This is a genomic window from Streptomyces sp. NPDC043870 (assembly GCF_056435785.1).
This window is the reverse complement of record NZ_JBWKDT010000010.1, coordinates 218790-235936: the sequence shown is the minus strand read 5'-3', so window position 1 is coordinate 235936 and position 17147 is coordinate 218790. Positions and strand designations below refer to the sequence as shown.

The 17147-nt window shown below is 69.1% G+C and carries 12 protein-coding genes; 3 read left to right on the top strand and 9 right to left on the bottom strand.

Translation table 11 applies throughout. From position 1 onward, the window contains the following. Positions 1-318 precede the first annotated feature (318 nt). From AC0699_RS16115 to thyX, 3 genes are all read right to left on the bottom strand, one after another. On the bottom strand, positions 319-2004 hold the full coding sequence (locus tag AC0699_RS16115) for a ribonuclease J (RefSeq protein ID WP_469770280.1): 1686 nt from the start codon (positions 2002-2004) through the stop codon (positions 319-321). A 125-nt stretch (positions 2005-2129) separates the two neighbouring features. Continuing rightward, positions 2130-3029 carry a 4-hydroxy-tetrahydrodipicolinate synthase gene (gene dapA / locus AC0699_RS16110; RefSeq protein ID WP_478660295.1) on the bottom strand — a complete coding sequence of 300 codons (900 nt, stop codon included), beginning with the start codon at positions 3027-3029 and terminating at the stop codon, positions 2130-2132. A gap of 189 nt (positions 3030-3218) precedes the next feature. After that, complete coding sequence (gene thyX, locus AC0699_RS16105) at positions 3219-3956, bottom strand: FAD-dependent thymidylate synthase (protein ID WP_478660293.1); 738 nt, start codon at positions 3954-3956, stop codon at positions 3219-3221. 186 nt (positions 3957-4142) lie between these two features. Between thyX and AC0699_RS16100 the strand changes: the two genes are divergently transcribed. Next, on the top strand, positions 4143-4391 hold the full coding sequence (locus tag AC0699_RS16100; RefSeq protein WP_478660291.1) for a hypothetical protein: 249 nt from the start codon (positions 4143-4145) through the stop codon (positions 4389-4391). Between the two features lie 124 nt (positions 4392-4515). Continuing rightward, positions 4516-5073: a hypothetical protein gene (locus AC0699_RS16095; protein ID WP_478660289.1), complete on the top strand. Its 558-nt coding sequence runs from the start codon at positions 4516-4518 to the stop codon at positions 5071-5073. A gap of 62 nt (positions 5074-5135) precedes the next feature. Here the strand turns inward: AC0699_RS16095 and AC0699_RS16090 are convergent, their stop codons facing one another. From AC0699_RS16090 to eccD, 6 genes are all read right to left on the bottom strand, one after another. Then, on the bottom strand, positions 5136-5588 hold the full coding sequence (locus AC0699_RS16090; protein ID WP_478660287.1) for a hypothetical protein: 453 nt from the start codon (positions 5586-5588) through the stop codon (positions 5136-5138). An 8-nt stretch (positions 5589-5596) separates the two neighbouring features. Then, complete coding sequence (gene dapB / locus AC0699_RS16085) at positions 5597-6349, bottom strand: 4-hydroxy-tetrahydrodipicolinate reductase (protein ID WP_478660285.1); 753 nt, start codon at positions 6347-6349, stop codon at positions 5597-5599. A gap of 39 nt (positions 6350-6388) precedes the next feature. Continuing rightward, positions 6389-7768, bottom strand: coding sequence for a M16 family metallopeptidase (locus AC0699_RS16080; protein ID WP_478660283.1), 1380 nt, complete (start codon positions 7766-7768; stop codon positions 6389-6391). Continuing rightward, a complete protein-coding gene (locus AC0699_RS16075) occupies positions 7765-9993 on the bottom strand; it encodes a polyribonucleotide nucleotidyltransferase (RefSeq protein WP_478660281.1) in 2229 nt (742 codons plus the stop codon). The genes AC0699_RS16080 and AC0699_RS16075 overlap by 4 nt, the downstream gene beginning before the upstream one ends. Before the next feature lie 339 nt (positions 9994-10332). Next, positions 10333-10620 (bottom strand): 30S ribosomal protein S15, encoded by a 288-nt coding sequence (rpsO, locus tag AC0699_RS16070; RefSeq protein WP_322725099.1) that lies wholly within the window; start codon positions 10618-10620, stop codon positions 10333-10335. Between the two features lie 342 nt (positions 10621-10962). After that, complete coding sequence (eccD, locus tag AC0699_RS16065) at positions 10963-12462, bottom strand: type VII secretion integral membrane protein EccD (RefSeq protein WP_478660279.1); 1500 nt, start codon at positions 12460-12462, stop codon at positions 10963-10965. 225 nt (positions 12463-12687) lie between these two features. Between eccD and eccCa the strand changes: the two genes are divergently transcribed. After that, entirely contained in the window at positions 12688-16671 is a 3984-nt protein-coding gene (gene eccCa, locus AC0699_RS16060) for a type VII secretion protein EccCa (RefSeq protein WP_478660277.1), read from the top strand. The last annotated feature ends 476 nt before the right edge of the window (positions 16672-17147 follow it).

The following is a 17147-nucleotide window of genomic DNA, read 5'->3' as shown; positions in this document are numbered from 1 at the left end:
TTCCTCCGGGCGCTTCCCTTCGGTGTTTCCAACCTTACCAGATTCTTTTTCCGTTCCGTTTCCGGTTCGGATTTCGTTTCCGGTGGCCGTTGGAGGGCCTTTTGCCTTTCGGCTGATCCGACTTTATCAGAGATTCTGAGTCGGAATTTCCGCCCCGTTGAGCGAACGTTCCGAGCGCACACCAGTGCGCCGGGTTTCCCTCAGGCGGAGCCGTAAACGTACTGGAGCGGGGCGGCCGATGCAAATCGAGAGCGCCCCGCTCCAAGATCACTTCACCAGGCGTCAGTTCTGGTGTCAGTTCTGCCACCAGATCCGGTGTCAGACCTCCACGACGACCGGGAGGATCATCGGGCGCCGGCGGTAGGTGTCGGAGACCCACTTGCCGACCGACCGGCGGATGAGTTGCTGCAGCTGGTGAGGCTCGGAGACGCCATCGGCAGCGGACTTGTTGATGGCTTCGTCGATCTTCGGGATCACCGCGTCGAAGGCGGAGTCCTCGATGCCGGAGCCACGGGCGTGAATGTTCGGGCCGCCCACGATCTTGCCGGTCGTCGAGTCGACCACGACGAACACCGAGATGATGCCCTCGTCGCCGAGGATGCGGCGGTCCTTCAGGTGGACCTCGGTGACATCGCCGACCGAAAGGCCGTCGACGTACACATACCCCGCCTGGACCTTGCCGGTGATCTTGGCCTTGCCGTCGATCAGGTCGACGACCACGCCGTCCTCGGCGATGACGATGCGGTCCTTGGGGACGCCCGTCATGGCGCCGAGCTCGGCGTTGGCGCGCAGGTGTCGCCATTCGCCGTGGACCGGCATCAGGTTCTTCGGCTTGCAGATGTTGTAGAAGTACAGCAGCTCGCCGGCCGAGGCGTGGCCCGAGACATGAACCTTGGCGTTGCCCTTGTGGACGACGTTGGCACCCCAACGGGTGAGACCGTTGATCACCCGGTAGACGGCGTTCTCGTTACCCGGGATGAGGGACGAGGCCAGGATGACCGTGTCGCCCTGGACGATGCGGATCTGGTGGTCCCGGTTGGCCATACGGGAGAGGGCCGCCATCGGCTCGCCCTGGGAGCCCGTGCAGACCAGCACGACCTCGTCGTCCGGAAGATCGTCGAGGGTCTTCACGTCCACGACCAGACCCGCCGGGACCCTGAGGTAGCCCAGGTCACGGGCGATGCCCATGTTGCGGACCATGGAACGGCCGACGAAGGCGACCCTGCGACCGTATTCGTGGGCCGCGTCGAGGATCTGCTGGATGCGGTGGACGTGACTGGCGAAGCTGGCCACGATGATGCGCTTCTGGGCGCCCGCGAAGACCCCGCGCAGCACGTTCGAGATGTCGCGCTCGGCGGGGACGAAGCCGGGGACCTCGGCGTTGGTCGAGTCGACCAGCAGGAGGTCGATGCCTTCCTCACTCAGGCGCGCGAAGGCGTGCAGGTCCGTGAGGCGGCCGTCCATGGGGAGCTGGTCCATCTTGAAGTCGCCCGTGTGGACGGCCATGCCCGCAGGCGTGCGGATGGCGACGGCCAGGGCATCCGGGATGGAGTGGTTGACCGCGATGAACTCGCAGTCGAAGGGGCCGATGCGCTCGCGGTTTCCCTCGGCGACTTCGAGGGTGTACGGGCGGATGCGGTGCTCCTGGAGCTTGGCCTCGATCAGGGCGAGGGTCAGCTTGGAGCCGATCAGTGGGATGTCCGGCTTCAGCCGGAGCAGGTAGGGGACACCGCCGATGTGGTCCTCGTGGCCGTGCGTGAGCACGATGCCCTCGATGTCGTCGAGGCGGTCCCTGATCGTGGTGAAGTCCGGCAGGATCAGGTCGATGCCGGGCTGCTCCTCCTCGGGGAAGAGGACGCCGCAGTCGACGATCAGGAGTCGGCCGTCGTACTCGAAGACCGTCATGTTCCGGCCGATCTCGCCGAGACCGCCAAGTGGGGTGACACGCAGGCCGCCCTTGGGCAGCTTCGGCGGGGCGCCGAGTTCAGGATGCGGATGACTCAAAAGACTCTCCTCACCACACGCGCCACGTACCGCTTGGGCACGTGGCGCGCATGACATTCGTGCACTTGCTGTTGTCGTCTGTGCGGTTTCTTCGGTTGGTTCGTATTCAGTTGTGAAGTCTGTGGTTACAGCTGTACCCCGCCCGCGGCGAGGTCGATCTTGAGCTGGACGGTCTCGGCCTCGGTGAGCTCGACGAGCGGGAGGCGCAGCGGGCCGGCGGGCAGGCCCTGGAGGGCGAGTGCCGCCTTGGTGGTGATGACGCCCTGAGTCCGGAACATGCCGGTGAAGACCGGGAGCAGCTTCTGGTGGATCTCGGTGGCCTTCTGCACGTCGCCCGCGGTGTACGCATCGACAAGGGCGCGCAGCTCGGGGGTGACGACATGACCGACCACGGAGACGAAGCCGACGGCGCCGACCGAGAGGAGCGGAAGGTTGAGCATGTCGTCGCCCGAGTACCAGGCGAGGCCGCTCTGGGCGATGGCCCAGCTGGCGCGGCCGAGGTCGCCCTTGGCGTCCTTGTTGGCGACGATGCGCGGGTGCTCCGCGAGGCGGACGATCGTCGCGGTGTCGATCGGGACGCCGCTGCGGCCCGGGATGTCGTACAGCATCACGGGGAGGCCGGTGCTGTCGGCGATGGCCGAGAAGTGCCGGTACAGGCCCTCCTGAGGGGGCTTGTTGTAGTACGGCGTGACAGCCAGCAGGCCGTGCGCGCCGGCGCGCTCGGCGGCGCGGGCGAGCTCGATGCTGTGGTGGGTGTCGTTGGTACCGATCCCGGCGACGACATGGGCGCGATCGCCCACGGCATCGAGGACGGCTCGTACGAGCTGGTCTTTCTCCGCGTCACTCGTGGTCGGCGACTCGCCGGTGGTGCCGTTGATGATCAGGCCGTCGTTGCCTGCGTCCACCAGGTGGGTGGCGAGCCGCTGCGCGCCGTCGAGGTCGAGTGCGCCGTCCGCCGTGAACGGCGTGACCATGGCGGTGAGGACCCGCCCGAAGGGGGTCTGCGGAGTGGAGATCGGAGCCATGGGTAACACGCTACTCGCTGCTCAGCGCGTGGGGTCCCCTTGGGGGACGTGACGTATGCCGTGGTCAGTGGAGCCCGGCACTGCCTGCTCGGGGGTTCAAGCAGTGCCGGGTCCGTTTGATCAGCCTAGATGAACTTCTCGAAACGCCGCAATACGGACACCGAGTAAGGCTGACCGTACATCTGTGCTCTACGGAGCGACGCGCCCGTTGGCATTGAAGGCGGCGTAGGTGAGCGGCATGAGCTTCGCCCAGTGGTCCTCCATCTTCTCGCCGACCATCTCGATCTCCCGCTGCGGGAAGGACGGCACCTTCGCCAGGTCGTGCTGGGTACGAAGGCCGAGGAAGTGCATGAGCGAGCGTGCGTTGCAGGTCGCGTACATGGACGAGTAGAGCCCGACGGGCAGGACCGCGCGGGCGACCTCGCGTGCGACACCGGCCGCGAGCATCTCCTGGTACGCCTCGTACGACTGGCGGTACGAGTCCTCCATCACCCGGCCGGTGAGCTCCTGCTGCGCCTGGGTGCCCTCGACGAAGACGTACTTTCCGGGGCGGCCCTCCTGGACGAGCTTGCGCGACTCGTCCGGGACGTAGAAGACGGGCTGAAGCTCCCGGTAGCGCCCGGACTCCTCGTTGTACGACCAGCCCACGCGGTGCCGCATGAACTCGCGGAAGACGAAGATCGGGGCGTTGATGAAGAAGGTCATCGAGTTGTGCTCGAAGGGGCTGCCGTGACGGTCCCGCATCAGGTAGTTGATGAGCCCCTTGGAGCGCTCCGGGTCCTTGGAGATCTCTTCCAGGGACTGCTCGCCCGCGGTGGAGACCCGGGCCGCCCACAGCACGTCGGAGTCGCCGGCGGTGTGCTTCACCAGCTCGACGGTGACATCGCTGCGGAAGCTGGGCTTGATGTCGGCGGGGATCTCGGTCACCGGCGGGGTCCTTCCAGTTGCATCGCTCGGGCGGCGCCCACTCTACGGCTCGCCACTGACAACGACGGCCGGGGCGGGCCGTCCGGATGTTCCTCGGTCAATTCACCGGAATCGGGCACCGAATGCCGGTTCTGCTCGTCTGTACCAGTAACCACGTTCCGCCACCAGATGAGGAGACCTGCGCCCATGTTCCGCCGGCGAGAGGCCGTTCCGTTCGCATTCGTCGCCGAGGCCGACCGCTTCCGCAGCAATGTCACTCCCCCGCCCAGGCAGCGGCCCAGCGGCTCCCAGCTCGTGGGCCGTACGCTGATCGGCCTGACCGTTGTGGCCGGGCTGGCCGGGTCGCTGCTCTTCGGTATGCCGGCGCTGAGCTCCCCGGCAGCTCCCAAGGCGCCTTCCCAAGCGCAGCAGCCCGAGTCCGCCGACGGCCGCTGACGCGCCACGCTGCCCTGACAGGCGTGGGAGGCACCCCCATGGACCCCCGGGGGTGGTCGGGGGTTGACCGCCTCGGTAGCCTCACCGGGCACAACCCCATCGTGGTGACGAGTGAGGATCAGCCGTGCCCCTGCCCTTCCTGACGGCGGACCGCGCCTTTGACGCTGCGGACGAAGGCGTCGCGCTGCCGTTCGACGACCATGATCAGTGGCGACGGCCGTACCGTCCGGGCCCGTGGCGGGTCGGAGCGGCGGCCCTGACCCTGCTGCTCGCGTCGTTCGTGCTGCTGGCCGCGATGGTCATCCTGTTCGCCGGTGCGCTGCCGGGTGCGGGAGTGTGCTTCGGTATCGCGACGCTGATGATCGGCGCGGCGCTTCGGCTGCTGCGCATCGGCACCTGGGTGAGCAGGCACGGACTGCGGCGGGTGGGCTTCTTCTCGACCACCACCGTGCCGTGGGTAAAGGTCACGGCGCTGCGTACGGTGCAGCAGCCGGTGCGCTGGCTGGGGCTGCCCCGCACGGTGCAGGGGCAGGCGCTCATGCTCGTACGCGAAGGCGGTGAGCAGCTTCCGCTGCTCACCGACCACAACGCCGACTTCCTGTCGCGTATCGAGGCGTTCGACCGGGCGGCCGACACGGTCGAGGCGTGGGGCGCGGAGTACCGGCCCACGCATTCCGCCTGATTCCGCTCGCCCCCCAGGCCCCCAGGCCCACGAGCCCCCGAACCACCTGAGCCACGCACCCGTCAGGGCATGACGGGCTTCCCCTCGTGAAGCGCGATCGCGCGCTGCATCGCCTTGCGGGCTCGCGGGGTGTCCCGGGCGTCGTGGTACGCGACGGCCAGCCGGAACCAGCAGCGCCAGTCGTCGGGCGAGTCCTCGGTCTCCGCGCGGCGCTTGGCGAAGACGGCGTCCGCCGAGTCGCGGTCGATACGGCCGCCGGGGGTACGGACCAGCTCGTCGACCGGCAGTCCGCCCTCGGCGTCCAGTTCGGCGGCGAGGGCGTTCGCCTTCTTGACGAACTGGGTGTTCTTCCAGAGGAACCAGACACCGATCACCGGCAGGATCAGCACCGCGGCACCGAAAGCGACGGTGAGCGCGGTGCCGTGCTGGATCAGCATCACGCCGCGGCTGCCGACCAGGACGAAGTAGACGACCAGGACGGCAGCCGTGACGAAGTACGAGAGTTTCGCGCGCATACGGGCACTCAGCCGAGGTCGAGGAAGTGTTCGAGGCCGAGAGTGAGCCCGGGGGTCGTCACCACGCGGCGCACGCCGAGCAGGATGCCCGGCATGAAGCTGCTGTGGTGCAGGGAGTCGTGGCGGATGGTGAGGGTCTCGCCCTCGCCGCCGAGCAGGACCTCCTGGTGGGCGAGGAGGCCCCGGAGCCGTACGGCGTGCACCGGCACCCCGTCGACGTCCGCGCCGCGCGCGCCGTCCAGGGCCGTGACGGTCGCGTCCGGCTGCGGGGCGCAGCCGGCCTCGGCGCGGGCCTCCGCGATCAGCTGGGCGGTGCGGGTGGCGGTGCCGGACGGGGCGTCCGCCTTGTTCGGGTGGTGCAGCTCGACGACCTCGACCGACTCGAAGTAGCGCGCGGCCTGGGCGGCGAACTTCATGGTGAGCACGGCGCCGATGGAGAAGTTGGGCGCGATCAGCACGCCCGTCTCCGGGGACGCGTCGAGCGAGGTACGCAGATGCGCGAGGCGCTCGTCGGTCCAGCCGGTGGTGCCGACGACGGCATGGATGCCGTGACGCACGCAGAAGTCGAGGTTGCCCATCACCGAGGCGGGGGTGGTCAGTTCGACCACGACCTGGACGCCGGTCTCGGCCAGGGTCTCCAGCTTGTCGCCCCGGCCCAGCGCGGCGACCAGTTCCATGTCGTCGGCGGCTTCGACGGCTCGTACCGCCTCGGAGCCGATACGGCCCTTGGCGCCGAGGACGGCCACGCGCAGCTTGCTCATTGCTCTGCTCTCCCTGGGAGACGGATCTACGAGACGGATCTACGAGACGGATTCGTGCAGGCGGTCCGCCTGCTTGTCCTTCAGCGGGCCGATCACCGACAGCGAGGGGCGCTGTCCCAGTACGTCACGGGCGACCGTGCGGACGTCGTCGGGAGTGACCGCGGCTATGTTCGCCAGCATGTCGTCGACCGACATCTGGGAGCCCCAGCACAGCTCGCTCTTGCCGATGCGGTTCATCAGCGCGCCGGTGTCCTCGAGCCCAAGGACGGTCGATCCGGCGAGCTGGCCGATGGCGCGGCCGATCTCGTCGTCCGACAGTCCCTCGTTCGCGACCCGGTCGAGCTCGCCGCGGCAGATCTTCAGCACGTCGTGGACCTGGCTGGGCCGGCAGCCCGCGTAGACGCCGAAGAGGCCGCAGTCGGCGAAGCCCGAGGTGTACGAGTACACGCTGTAGGCCAGGCCGCGCTTCTCGCGGACCTCCTGGAAGAGACGGGACGACATGCCGCCGCCGAGGGCCGTGTTCAGTACGCCGAGCGCCCACCGGCGGTCGTCGGTCCGGGCCAGGCCCGGCATGCCGAGGACGACATGGGCCTGCTCGGTCCTGCGGCCCATCACCTCGACCCGGCCCGCCGTCCTGACTGTTCGCCGGCCGTCGCGCGGGGCGACCGGTGCGGCGTCCGTACGGGACAGCGCACCGGCCTTGTCGAAGGCCTTGCGGACCTGGCGTACGACCGTGGCGTGGTCGATGTTGCCCGCGGCCGCGACGACCAGGTGCGTCGGGTCGTAGTGCTTCTTGTAGAAGCGGGCGATCTGCGAGCGGTTCAGCGCGTTGATGGTGTCGACGGTGCCGAGGACCGGGCGGCCGAGCGGAGTGTCGCCGAACATGGTGTGCGCGAAGAGGTCGTGGACGACATCGCCCGGGTCGTCCTCGGTCATCGCGATCTCTTCGAGGATGACGCCGCGCTCGGCGTCGACGTCCTCTTCGAGGATCAGCGAGCCGGTGAGCATGTCGCAGACGACGTCGATCGCGAGCGGCAGATCGGTGTCGAGGACGCGCGCGTAGTAGCAGGTGTACTCCTTCGCCGTGAAGGCGTTCATCTCGCCGCCGACCGCGTCGATCGCGGCGGAGATGTCGAGGGCGGAGCGCTTGTGCGTGCCCTTGAAGAGGAGGTGCTCCAGATAGTGCGTCGCGCCGTTCAGCGACGGGGTCTCGTCACGGGAGCCGACGTGCGCCCAGATGCCGAAGGTGGCGGAGCGTACGGACGGCAGGGTCTCGGTGACGATGCGCAGGCCCCCGGGGAGGACCGTGCGGCGGACCGTGCCGATGCCGTGCTCGCCCTGGAGAAGCGTTTGGGTACGGGCGACGGCCCGCGCCTCCGAGGAGGTGCGGGCCGTCGTCCTGGAACTACGGGACGTCACTTGTCGGTGTCGTCCTTCTTCTCGGCGTCGTCGCCGGCAGCGTCCTCGTCCGCGATCACGGGGATGAGGGAGAGCTTGCCGCGCTGGTCGATCTCGGCGATCTCGACCTGCACCTTGGAGCCGACCGCGAGCACGTCCTCGACGTTCTCCACGCGCTTGCCACCGGCGAGCTTGCGGATCTGCGAGATGTGCAGCAGGCCGTCCTTGCCCGGGAGCAGGGAGACGAACGCACCGAAGGTGGTGGTCTTGACGACCGTACCCAGGTAGCGCTCGCCGACCTCCGGCATGGTCGGGTTGGCGATGCCGTTGATCGTGGCGCGGGCGGCCTCGGCGGCCGGGCCGTCGGCGGCACCGATGTAGATGGTGCCGTCGTCCTCGATCGTGATCTCGGCGCCGGTGTCCTCCTGGATCTGGTTGATCATCTTGCCCTTGGGGCCGATGACCTCACCGATCTTGTCCACGGGGATCTTGACGGTGATGATCCGCGGGGCGTTCGGGGACATCTCGTCCGGGGTGTCGATCGCTTCCATCATCACGTCGAGGATGTGGAGGCGGGCGTCGCGGGCCTGCTTGAGGGCCGCGGCCAGGACGGAGGCCGGGATGCCGTCCAGCTTGGTGTCGAGCTGGAGGGCGGTGACGAACTCCTTGGTACCGGCGACCTTGAAGTCCATGTCACCGAAGGCGTCCTCCGCACCGAGGATGTCGGTGAGGGCGACGTAGTGCGTCTGGCCGTCGATCTCCTGGGAGATCAGACCCATGGCGATACCGGCGACGGGGGCCTTCAGCGGCACACCGGCGTTCAGCAGCGACATGGTGGAGGCGCAGACCGAGCCCATGGACGTCGAGCCGTTGGAGCCGAGGGCCTCGGACACCTGACGGATCGCGTACGGGAACTCCTCGCGCGTCGGCAGCACCGGCACGATGGCCCGCTCGGCGAGGGCGCCGTGGCCGATCTCGCGGCGCTTCGGCGAACCGACGCGGCCGGTCTCACCGACGGAGTACGGCGGGAAGTTGTAGTTGTGCATGTAGCGCTTGCGGGTCACCGGGGAAAGGGTGTCCAGCTGCTGCTCCATGCGGAGCATGTTGAGGGTGGTGACGCCCAGGATCTGGGTCTCGCCACGCTCGAACAGGGCCGAGCCGTGCACGCGCGGGATGGCCTCGACCTCGGCGGCGAGCGTACGGATGTCCGTGACGCCACGGCCGTCGATGCGCTTCTTCTCCTTGATGACGCGCTCACGGACCAGGGACTTGGTCAGCGAGCGGTACGCGGCGGAGATCTCCTTCTCGCGGCCCTCGAACTGCGGGAGCAGCTTCTCGGCGGCCAGACCCTTGACGCGGTCCAGCTCGGCCTCGCGCTCCTGCTTGCCCGCGATGGTCAGTGCCTGCGTGAGCTCGTCCTTGACCGAGGCGGTGAGAGCCTCCAGGACGTCGTCCTGGTACTCGAGGTAGACCGGGAACTCGCCGGTCGGCTTGGCGGCCTTCGCGGCGAGGTCGGCCTGGGCCTTGCACAGGACCTTGATGAAGGGCTTCGCGGCCTCGAGACCGGCGGCGACGACCTCCTCGGTCGGCGCCTCGGCGCCGCCCTTGACCAGCTCGATGGTCTTCTCGGTGGCCTCGGCCTCGACCATCATGATCGCGACGTCGCCGTCCTCCAGGACGCGGCCCGCGACCACCATGTCGAAGACGGCGTCCTCGAGCTCGGTGTGGGTCGGGAAGGCCACCCACTGGCCGTTGATCAGCGCGACACGGGTGCCGCCGATCGGGCCGGAGAAGGGCAGGCCGGCCAGCTGCGTGGAGCAGGAGGCGGCGTTGATCGCGACCACGTCGTACAGGTGGTCGGGGTTGAGCGCCATGATCGTCTCGACGATCTGGATCTCGTTGCGCAGACCCTTCTTGAAGGACGGGCGCAGCGGGCGGTCGATCAGGCGGCAGGTGAGGACCGCGTCCTCGGACGGGCGGCCCTCACGGCGGAAGAAGGAACCGGGGATCTTGCCCGCGGCGTACATCCGCTCCTCGACGTCGACCGTCAGAGGGAAGAAGTCCAGCTGGTCCTTGGGGTTCTTGGACGCGGTGGTGGCCGACAGCACCATGGTGTCGTCGTCCAGGTACGCCACGGCGGAACCGGCGGCCTGCTTGGCCAGGCGGCCCGTCTCGAAGCGGATGGTACGGGTGCCGAAGGAGCCGTTGTCGATGACGGCCTCGGCGTAGTGGGTCTCGTTCTCCACTAGCGATATCTCCTCGTCTGCGTCTCCCGGCCCGTGTGGCGGGGGGACGGTGGCGGAGAAGCGCGCCTTGTGTGCGGGCCGGTCTTCGATCGAAGCACCCGGGTGATGGGTTCCGGGGGCCACTACCGAGGACCGGCGGCGGAGGGGCGCTCCTCCTCGTTCGGTATTGCGTTCTCGGGTACTGCGTACTTCAGGGGTAATGCGTTACTTCGGGTACTGCGTACTTCAGGTACTGCGATATTGCGTTGTGCGACCAGATTACTGAGGTTTGCCGCAGGACCGCACGTACAGCAAAGGGAGCGGCCCCCTCAGAGTGGGAACCGCTCCCTTCACGGCGTCTTACTTCGCGCCCGCCGCACCGCGGCGGATACCGAGACGGTCGACCAGCGTACGGAAGCGCTGGATGTCCTTCTTGGCCAGGTACTGCAGCAGACGGCGACGCTGGCCGACCAGGATCAGCAGACCACGGCGGGAGTGGTGGTCGTGCTTGTGGGTCTTGAGGTGCTCGGTCAGGTCCGAGATGCGGCGGGAGAGCATCGCAACCTGGACCTCGGGGGAGCCGGTGTCGCCCTCCTTGGTGCCGAACTCGGCCATGATCTGCTTCTTCGTAGCGGCGTCGAGAGACACTCGGTACTCCTCTGGTGATTCGATGCGCCCACGAGTGCCCCTGGTCTTGGTCTCAGGGGAGCTTCCGTGACTCGGAGGCGAAGGCACGATGGGCGCTGCACTCCAGAATTTCGACGTTCCGGGGTACGCGTACACAAACGGCCGTCACACAGCGTACCAGTCCCGCCGCCCGGCCCGGGACAGGCCCCGGAGTGGCCGAAGGCCGGGGCCGGGGCCGGTCCGCCGGGCGCTCGTCCCACGCTGGCCCCGGGGGCCGCCGGGAGCCCGATCGCCCCCCTCGGGAGGCTTGGCCGCCCCCTCGGGAGGCCGGATCGGTGCGCTCGCGGAGCGCGCCGATCCGTTTCAGGAGGTCAGCGCCCGGATCGAGTGGTAGACGTCGAAGACCGCGAGACACAGGGGCACGAGTGTCAGCAGGACGAACGTCTCCGCGATCTCCAGGAACCGGCCCCAGAAGGGGGTGACGCCCTTGCGCGGAACGATCAGCCCGATGGCGATGATCAGCGCGGCGACGCCGGCGACAGCGGCGGACAGCCAGACCGTGCGGATGTCGAGTCCGGTGCCGTCTCCCTTCAGGGCGGCGCGCATCAGCTCGGTGGGCGGGTTCAGGCACAGCCCGAGGCCGAGCAGCACCAGGGCGCCGAGGCCCGCCGCGAGGGCGCAGCCGACCTGCGCCGTGTAGCGGAAGAGGTGGGCGCGCATCAGCATGGCGATGCCGGTGGCGAGAGCGAGCAGCTGGCCCCACACGTCGTCGGAGAACCCGAGCACCGCAGCCGACCCGACGGCCAGCAGGGCACAGCCGCCGACGAGGCCCACGAGCAGCTCATGGCCGCGGCGGGCCTGGGCAGCGATGCGCTCCGCGTCGACCGGGCCCTGCGGTGCGGGGTCGGCCCCGTAGCCGCCGACCGCGGTGCGCGGCGCCTCGAATCCGACGGGGAGGCGGGCGAACCGCGTGGAGAGGCCCGGCAGGAAGGCCAGGGCCCCGACAGCGAGCGGGGAGCACACCGCGGCAGTCTCGGACGGCTCCATCCCGGTCAGGATCGCGACGAAGGTGACGAGCAGGCCCATGGCGGCGGCGAAGGCGAACGCGACGAAGGGGCCGTCCCCGCCCGGGGCGACCATCATCAGGATCACCGAGACGATCAGTACGGCAGAGCAGGCCAGCAGGAACTGCAGTCGTCCGATGCCCTGTCCCGCCGCCACCGGGAGCAGTCCGGCTCCGGCGACGGCGGCGTTGGCCATCGCGCCGATACCCAGGGCGACGGCCGAGCCACGGTCGCCGTACACCCGTGCGCGTACACATGCGAGCGCCAGCAGCAGTACGCCGGTGACGGCGGCCAGGACGCCCGGCAGGCCGTGCATGTCGTGCCGCGGGTCCGCCGACCACAGGACGAACGCGAGCAGCACCAGCAGCACCGAGCCGCCGAAGAGCCCCGCGCCGCGCATCAGGCCGTCGGTCCACAGCGTGCGGTCGCGGGCGACCGCGGAGGCGACTGCGTCCGAGACGTCGTCGAACACGGCCGGGGGCAGCGACTCGGCGAACGGCCGCAGCGACAGCAGCTCGCCGTCGAGGATGCGCTGGGCGATGAGGGAACCCGCGCTGTCGAGCACGCTGCCGTCACGGCGGACGAGGTGGTATCCGACCGGCGCGCCTTCCGCGGGGCTCTGTCCGGACAGCCGGAGGATCTCCGGGTAGAGGTCGGCGACGGGGATGTCCTCGGGCAACGCCACGTCGACGCGACCGTCCGGCGCGACGACCGTGACCCGGCAGAAACCGGTTCCGCCGCCGGACGGGGTCACGGGACCCTGGTGACCGGTTCCGGTGGCCGCCGCTGGGGCCGTCATACTCACCTGCTGCATCCCCTCGTGAATCGCGTGGACCGTTGGGCCGGCACTGCGTTCCGAATGACCCATTTTTTTGCGGTAGTTCATGCGTGCGCAAACACGTCGCGCCACCCTACCGCCCACCCCGTGGCCCCTGCGCAAGTAGGATCCCTCCCCGCGGATGGAACCCGTCGCCACGGGGGCGCCGATAGGAACATTTCCGTCCGGCAAGGGAATTGGTGAGCTGTGAGTCAGATCGTCGTCAAGCGCCCACCACGGGCCCTGCCGTCCGAGGTACCCGGCGAGCAAGTGCAGCTGCAACCACCGCCCGAGCTGCCGAGGGGCCAGCAGGAGGGCGCCCTGATGCAGCTGCTGCCGATGCTCGGCATGGGCGGCTCCGTCGTCTTCTTCTTCATGACGCCGAATCCCATCATGCGGATCATGGGCATGGTGATGATCGCGTCGACGGTCGCCATGGCCATCGCCATGCTGGTTCGCTACCGGCGCGGCACCCAGGGACAGCTCGCCGATCTGCGCCGGGACTACCTCAAGTACCTGACGCAGACCAGGCGTACGGTCCTGAGCACCGCCCGGCTGCAGCGCGACGCACAGTTCTATCTGCATCCGTCCCCCGAGCAGCTGTGGGCGCTGGTCGCCGAGGGCAGCCGGGTGTGGGAGCGCCGCATCGGTGACGACGACTTCGCACAGGTGCGCATCGGTCTCGGCAGCCAGCAGCTGGCAACGCCACTCCTGGCGCCCGACACCGCACCCGTGGACGAGCTGGAGCCGCTCACCGCCGGCGCGATGCAGAAGTTCCTCTCCACCCACGGCACTCTCGACGGTCTGCCGATGGCCGTCTCCCTGCGCGCCTTCTATCACCTGACGGTGAGCGGAGAGCCTGAGTCCGTACGGTCCGCCGCGCGCGCGATGGTCGGCTCGCTGGCCTCCCTGCACTCCCCCGAGGACCTGGTCGTCGCGATCGCGGCCGGTTCCACGGCGGCCCCGCACTGGGAGTGGGCGAAGTGGCTCCCGCACGTCCAGGCGCCGGGTGCCGCTGACGGCGCGGGCAGCCGCCGCCTCATCACCTCCGACGCGCGGGAACTGCAGGACATGCTCGCGTCGCGGCTGGAGGGTCGTCCCCGGTTCCACGGCGGCGGCCAGCCGCTGCTGGACCAGCCGCACATCGTCGTCGTGCTCGACGGCCAGTCCGTACCCCCGATGTCGGCGTTCGCAGCCGCTGAGGGTCTGCAGGGTGTGACCATCATCGAGGTCGTGCCCGGTGACATGGCCGCCGCACGCGGCGGCCTCTCCGTCGTCGTGCACCCCGAGTCCCTGCAGTTGGAGTCGGGACACGGCCTGGTCTACGACGGCACGCCCGACCGGCTGAGCCTCGCGGCGGCCGAGGCGCTCGCCCGGCAGCTCGCCCCGCTACGCGTCGCCACCGGCGGGGACGACGACGAACCGCTGCTCGCGAACCTCGAGTTCACGGATCTCCTGAATCTCGGCGACGCCGCCTCCGTCGACGTCAGCCGCACCTGGCGGCCGCGCTCGCAGTCCGAGCGGCTGCGCGTCCCGATCGGTGTGGGCGAGGACGGCTCCCCCGTCATGCTGGACCTCAAGGAGGCGGCGCAGGAAGGCATGGGCCCGCACGGGCTGTGCGTGGGCGCGACCGGTTCCGGAAAGTCCGAGTTGCTCCGTACGCTCGTACTCGGCCTCGCCGTGACGCACTCGTCGGAAACGCTGAACTTCGTCCTCGCGGACTTCAAGGGTGGCGCCACCTTCGCCGGCATGTCGCAGATGCCGCACGTGGCCGCGGTGATCACCAACCTCGCGGACGACCTGACGCTGGTCGACCGCATGGGCGACTCGATCCGCGGTGAGCTGAACCGCCGGCAGGAGCTGCTGCGCGACGCGGGCAACTACGCCAACATCCACGACTACGAGAAGGCGCGCGCGGCCGGCGCCGCGCTGCAGCCCATTCCGTCGCTCGTGCTCGTCATCGACGAGTTCAGCGAACTCCTCACCGCCAAGCCGGACTTCATCGAGATGTTCGTGCAGATCGGCCGTATCGGCCGGTCGCTCGGTGTCCATCTGCTGCTGGCCTCACAGCGTCTGGAGGAGGGCCGGCTGCGCGGCCTGGAGACGTACCTGTCGTACCGGGTCGGTCTGCGTACGTTCTCCGCGGCGGAATCGCGTGCGGCGATCGGCGTTCCCGACGCCTACCATCTGCCGAACGTCCCCGGCTCCGGCTACCTGAAATACGGCACGGACGAGATGGTGCGGTTCAAGGCCGCGTACGTCTCCGGGGTGTACCGGTCGAATGCGCACCAGGCGGCGGTGCCCGGAGGCCCGCTGCCCGTGGACCGCCGGCCCGTGCCGTTCACGGCCGCGCCGGTACCCGTCCGGTACCTCCAGCCGACCGCCCAGGCCCCCGTACCGGAGGCACGGACGGCGGAGGACGACGCTCTCGCCGACTCCGTGCTCGACGTGATCGTGCGACGGCTCGAGGGCCGCGGCGCGGAGGCCCACCAGGTGTGGCTGCCGCCGCTGGACAACCCGCCGCCACTGGACGAACTGCTGCCCGGCCTTGCGGCCGTGCAGGGCCGCGGGCTGACGCAGCCCGGTTTCGAGGGCGCGGGGCAGCTCGTCGTACCGCTGGGCGTCGTCGACAAGCCGTACGAGCAGCGCCGTGACGTGCTCTACCGGGACTTCTCCGGTGCGGCAGGCCACATGCAGATCATCGGTGGCCCGCAGTCCGGCAAGTCGACGCTGCTGAGGACCCTCATCTCGGCCTTCGCGCTGACACACACCCCGCACGAGGTGCAGTTCTACGGGCTGGACTTCGGTGGTGGCGGCCTGTCGTCGGTCGCCGGTCTGCCGCACGTCGGCGGGGTCGCGTCGCGCTTGGACCCCGAGCGCGTCCGTCGCACCGTGGCCGAGGTCTACGGCATCCTCTCCCGGCGCGAGGAGTACTTCCGCAGCGCCGGGATCGACTCGATCGCCACGTACCGCAGGCTCCGCAGCCGCGGTGAGATCGCTGTGACGGACCAGCCGTGGGGCGACGTCTTCCTGGTCATCGACGGCTGGGGCAACTTCCGCACCGACTACGAGGGCCTGGAATCCGCGGTCGTCGACATGGCGGTTCGCGGGCTGGGCTACGGGATCCACGTGATCCTGACGGCGTCCCGGTCGATGGATGTGCGCTCCAACATCAAGGACCACCTGATGAACCGCCTGGAACTCCGTCTGGGCGACCCCATGGACTCCGAGGTGGACCGCAAGATCGCCATGAACGTGCCGCAGGGAGTACCCGGCCGCGGTCTGGTTCCCGAGAAGCTGCACTTCATGGCCGCGATGCCGCGCATCGACGGCATCAACTCCGACAGCGATCTGTCCGAGGCGACCACCGCGATGGTGCAGGAGGTCAGCCGCCACTGGCCTGGCTCCTCCGCCCCGAAGGTGCGTCTGCTCCCGCGCGAGCTGCCCGCGAACCAGCTTCCCGCAGGGTTCGCCGAGCCCCGGCGCGGAGTGTCGTTCGCGATCGACGAGAACAACCTGGAGCCCGTGTTCGCCGACTTCGGCCGTGATCCGTTCTTCCTGGTGTTCGGCGAGAGCGAGTCCGGCAAGTCGAACCTGCTGCGCCTGCTCATCAAGCAGTTGACGGAACGGTACGACGGCAACGCCGCCAAGTTCTTCGTGATCGACAACCGGCGCGCCCTGCTCGACGTCACCCCCGCCACGCACTTGGCCGAGTACGTGCCGATGTCCAACAACATGGACCACCACGTCGACGCGCTGGCGGACCTGATGCAGCGCCGTGCACCGTCCGCCGAGGTCACGGCACAGCAGCTCCGCGACCGGAGCTGGTGGCAGGGCCCGGACGTCTTCGTGGTCGTCGACGACTACGACCTCGTGTCCACGTCGAGCGGCAATCCGCTGGCCAAGCTCACTGAGCAGCTGCCCTTCGCGCGTGACGTCGGTGTCCGCTTCATCATCGCGCGCAATTCGGCGGGCGCGAGCCGCGCGGCGTACGAGCCGTTCCTGCAACGGATGATGGAACTCGGCGCACAGGGCCTCCTGCTCTCCGGCGACCCGCAGGAGGGCGAGGTGCTCGGCGTCCGCATGCGGCCGATGCCTGCGGGACGTGGCTTCTTCGTGTCCCGCCAGCGGGGAAAGCCGCTCGTGCAGACGGGGCTCCTGCCGGAGCTGCACGGAGAGTCGCAGCGGTGACAGTACTCGCGGTCGCCGCGGGGCTGTTCGCGGTGGCCTGCTTCGCCTTCGCATTCGTGGACCTCCGGAGGGTGGACCGGTTCCACCAGGCCAGGGGCAGCGGGAATCCGGAGGCGCGCGGGCCTTCGGCACAAACGTCCGTGAGGACGCGCGGGGGAAGGGATCCACGAGATGGCGTGGGACGAGTGGGAACAACTGAAGGCGTCGGCAGCAGAAAAGCGCTCGACGCACATGCAGATCAACCGACTGCCCCCGAGGACAGACCTGACGATGGGAGTCAGGCTTCACTGACGCCCAGGCCAACCTCGGCGTACCCACCCTGGGTGGCGCCGCTCAACTCCTAGTCGTAGTAGCCCGCGGCCTTCTTGTCGCCAGTCTCGTACGCCGGGGCCGCCTCGCGAACCCGCCAGCCCTGCGCATGCCCCTACAAGCCACTGAAGGCCATCGGCCGTCGTGCCGCGCTGGGGCCGCCCAAA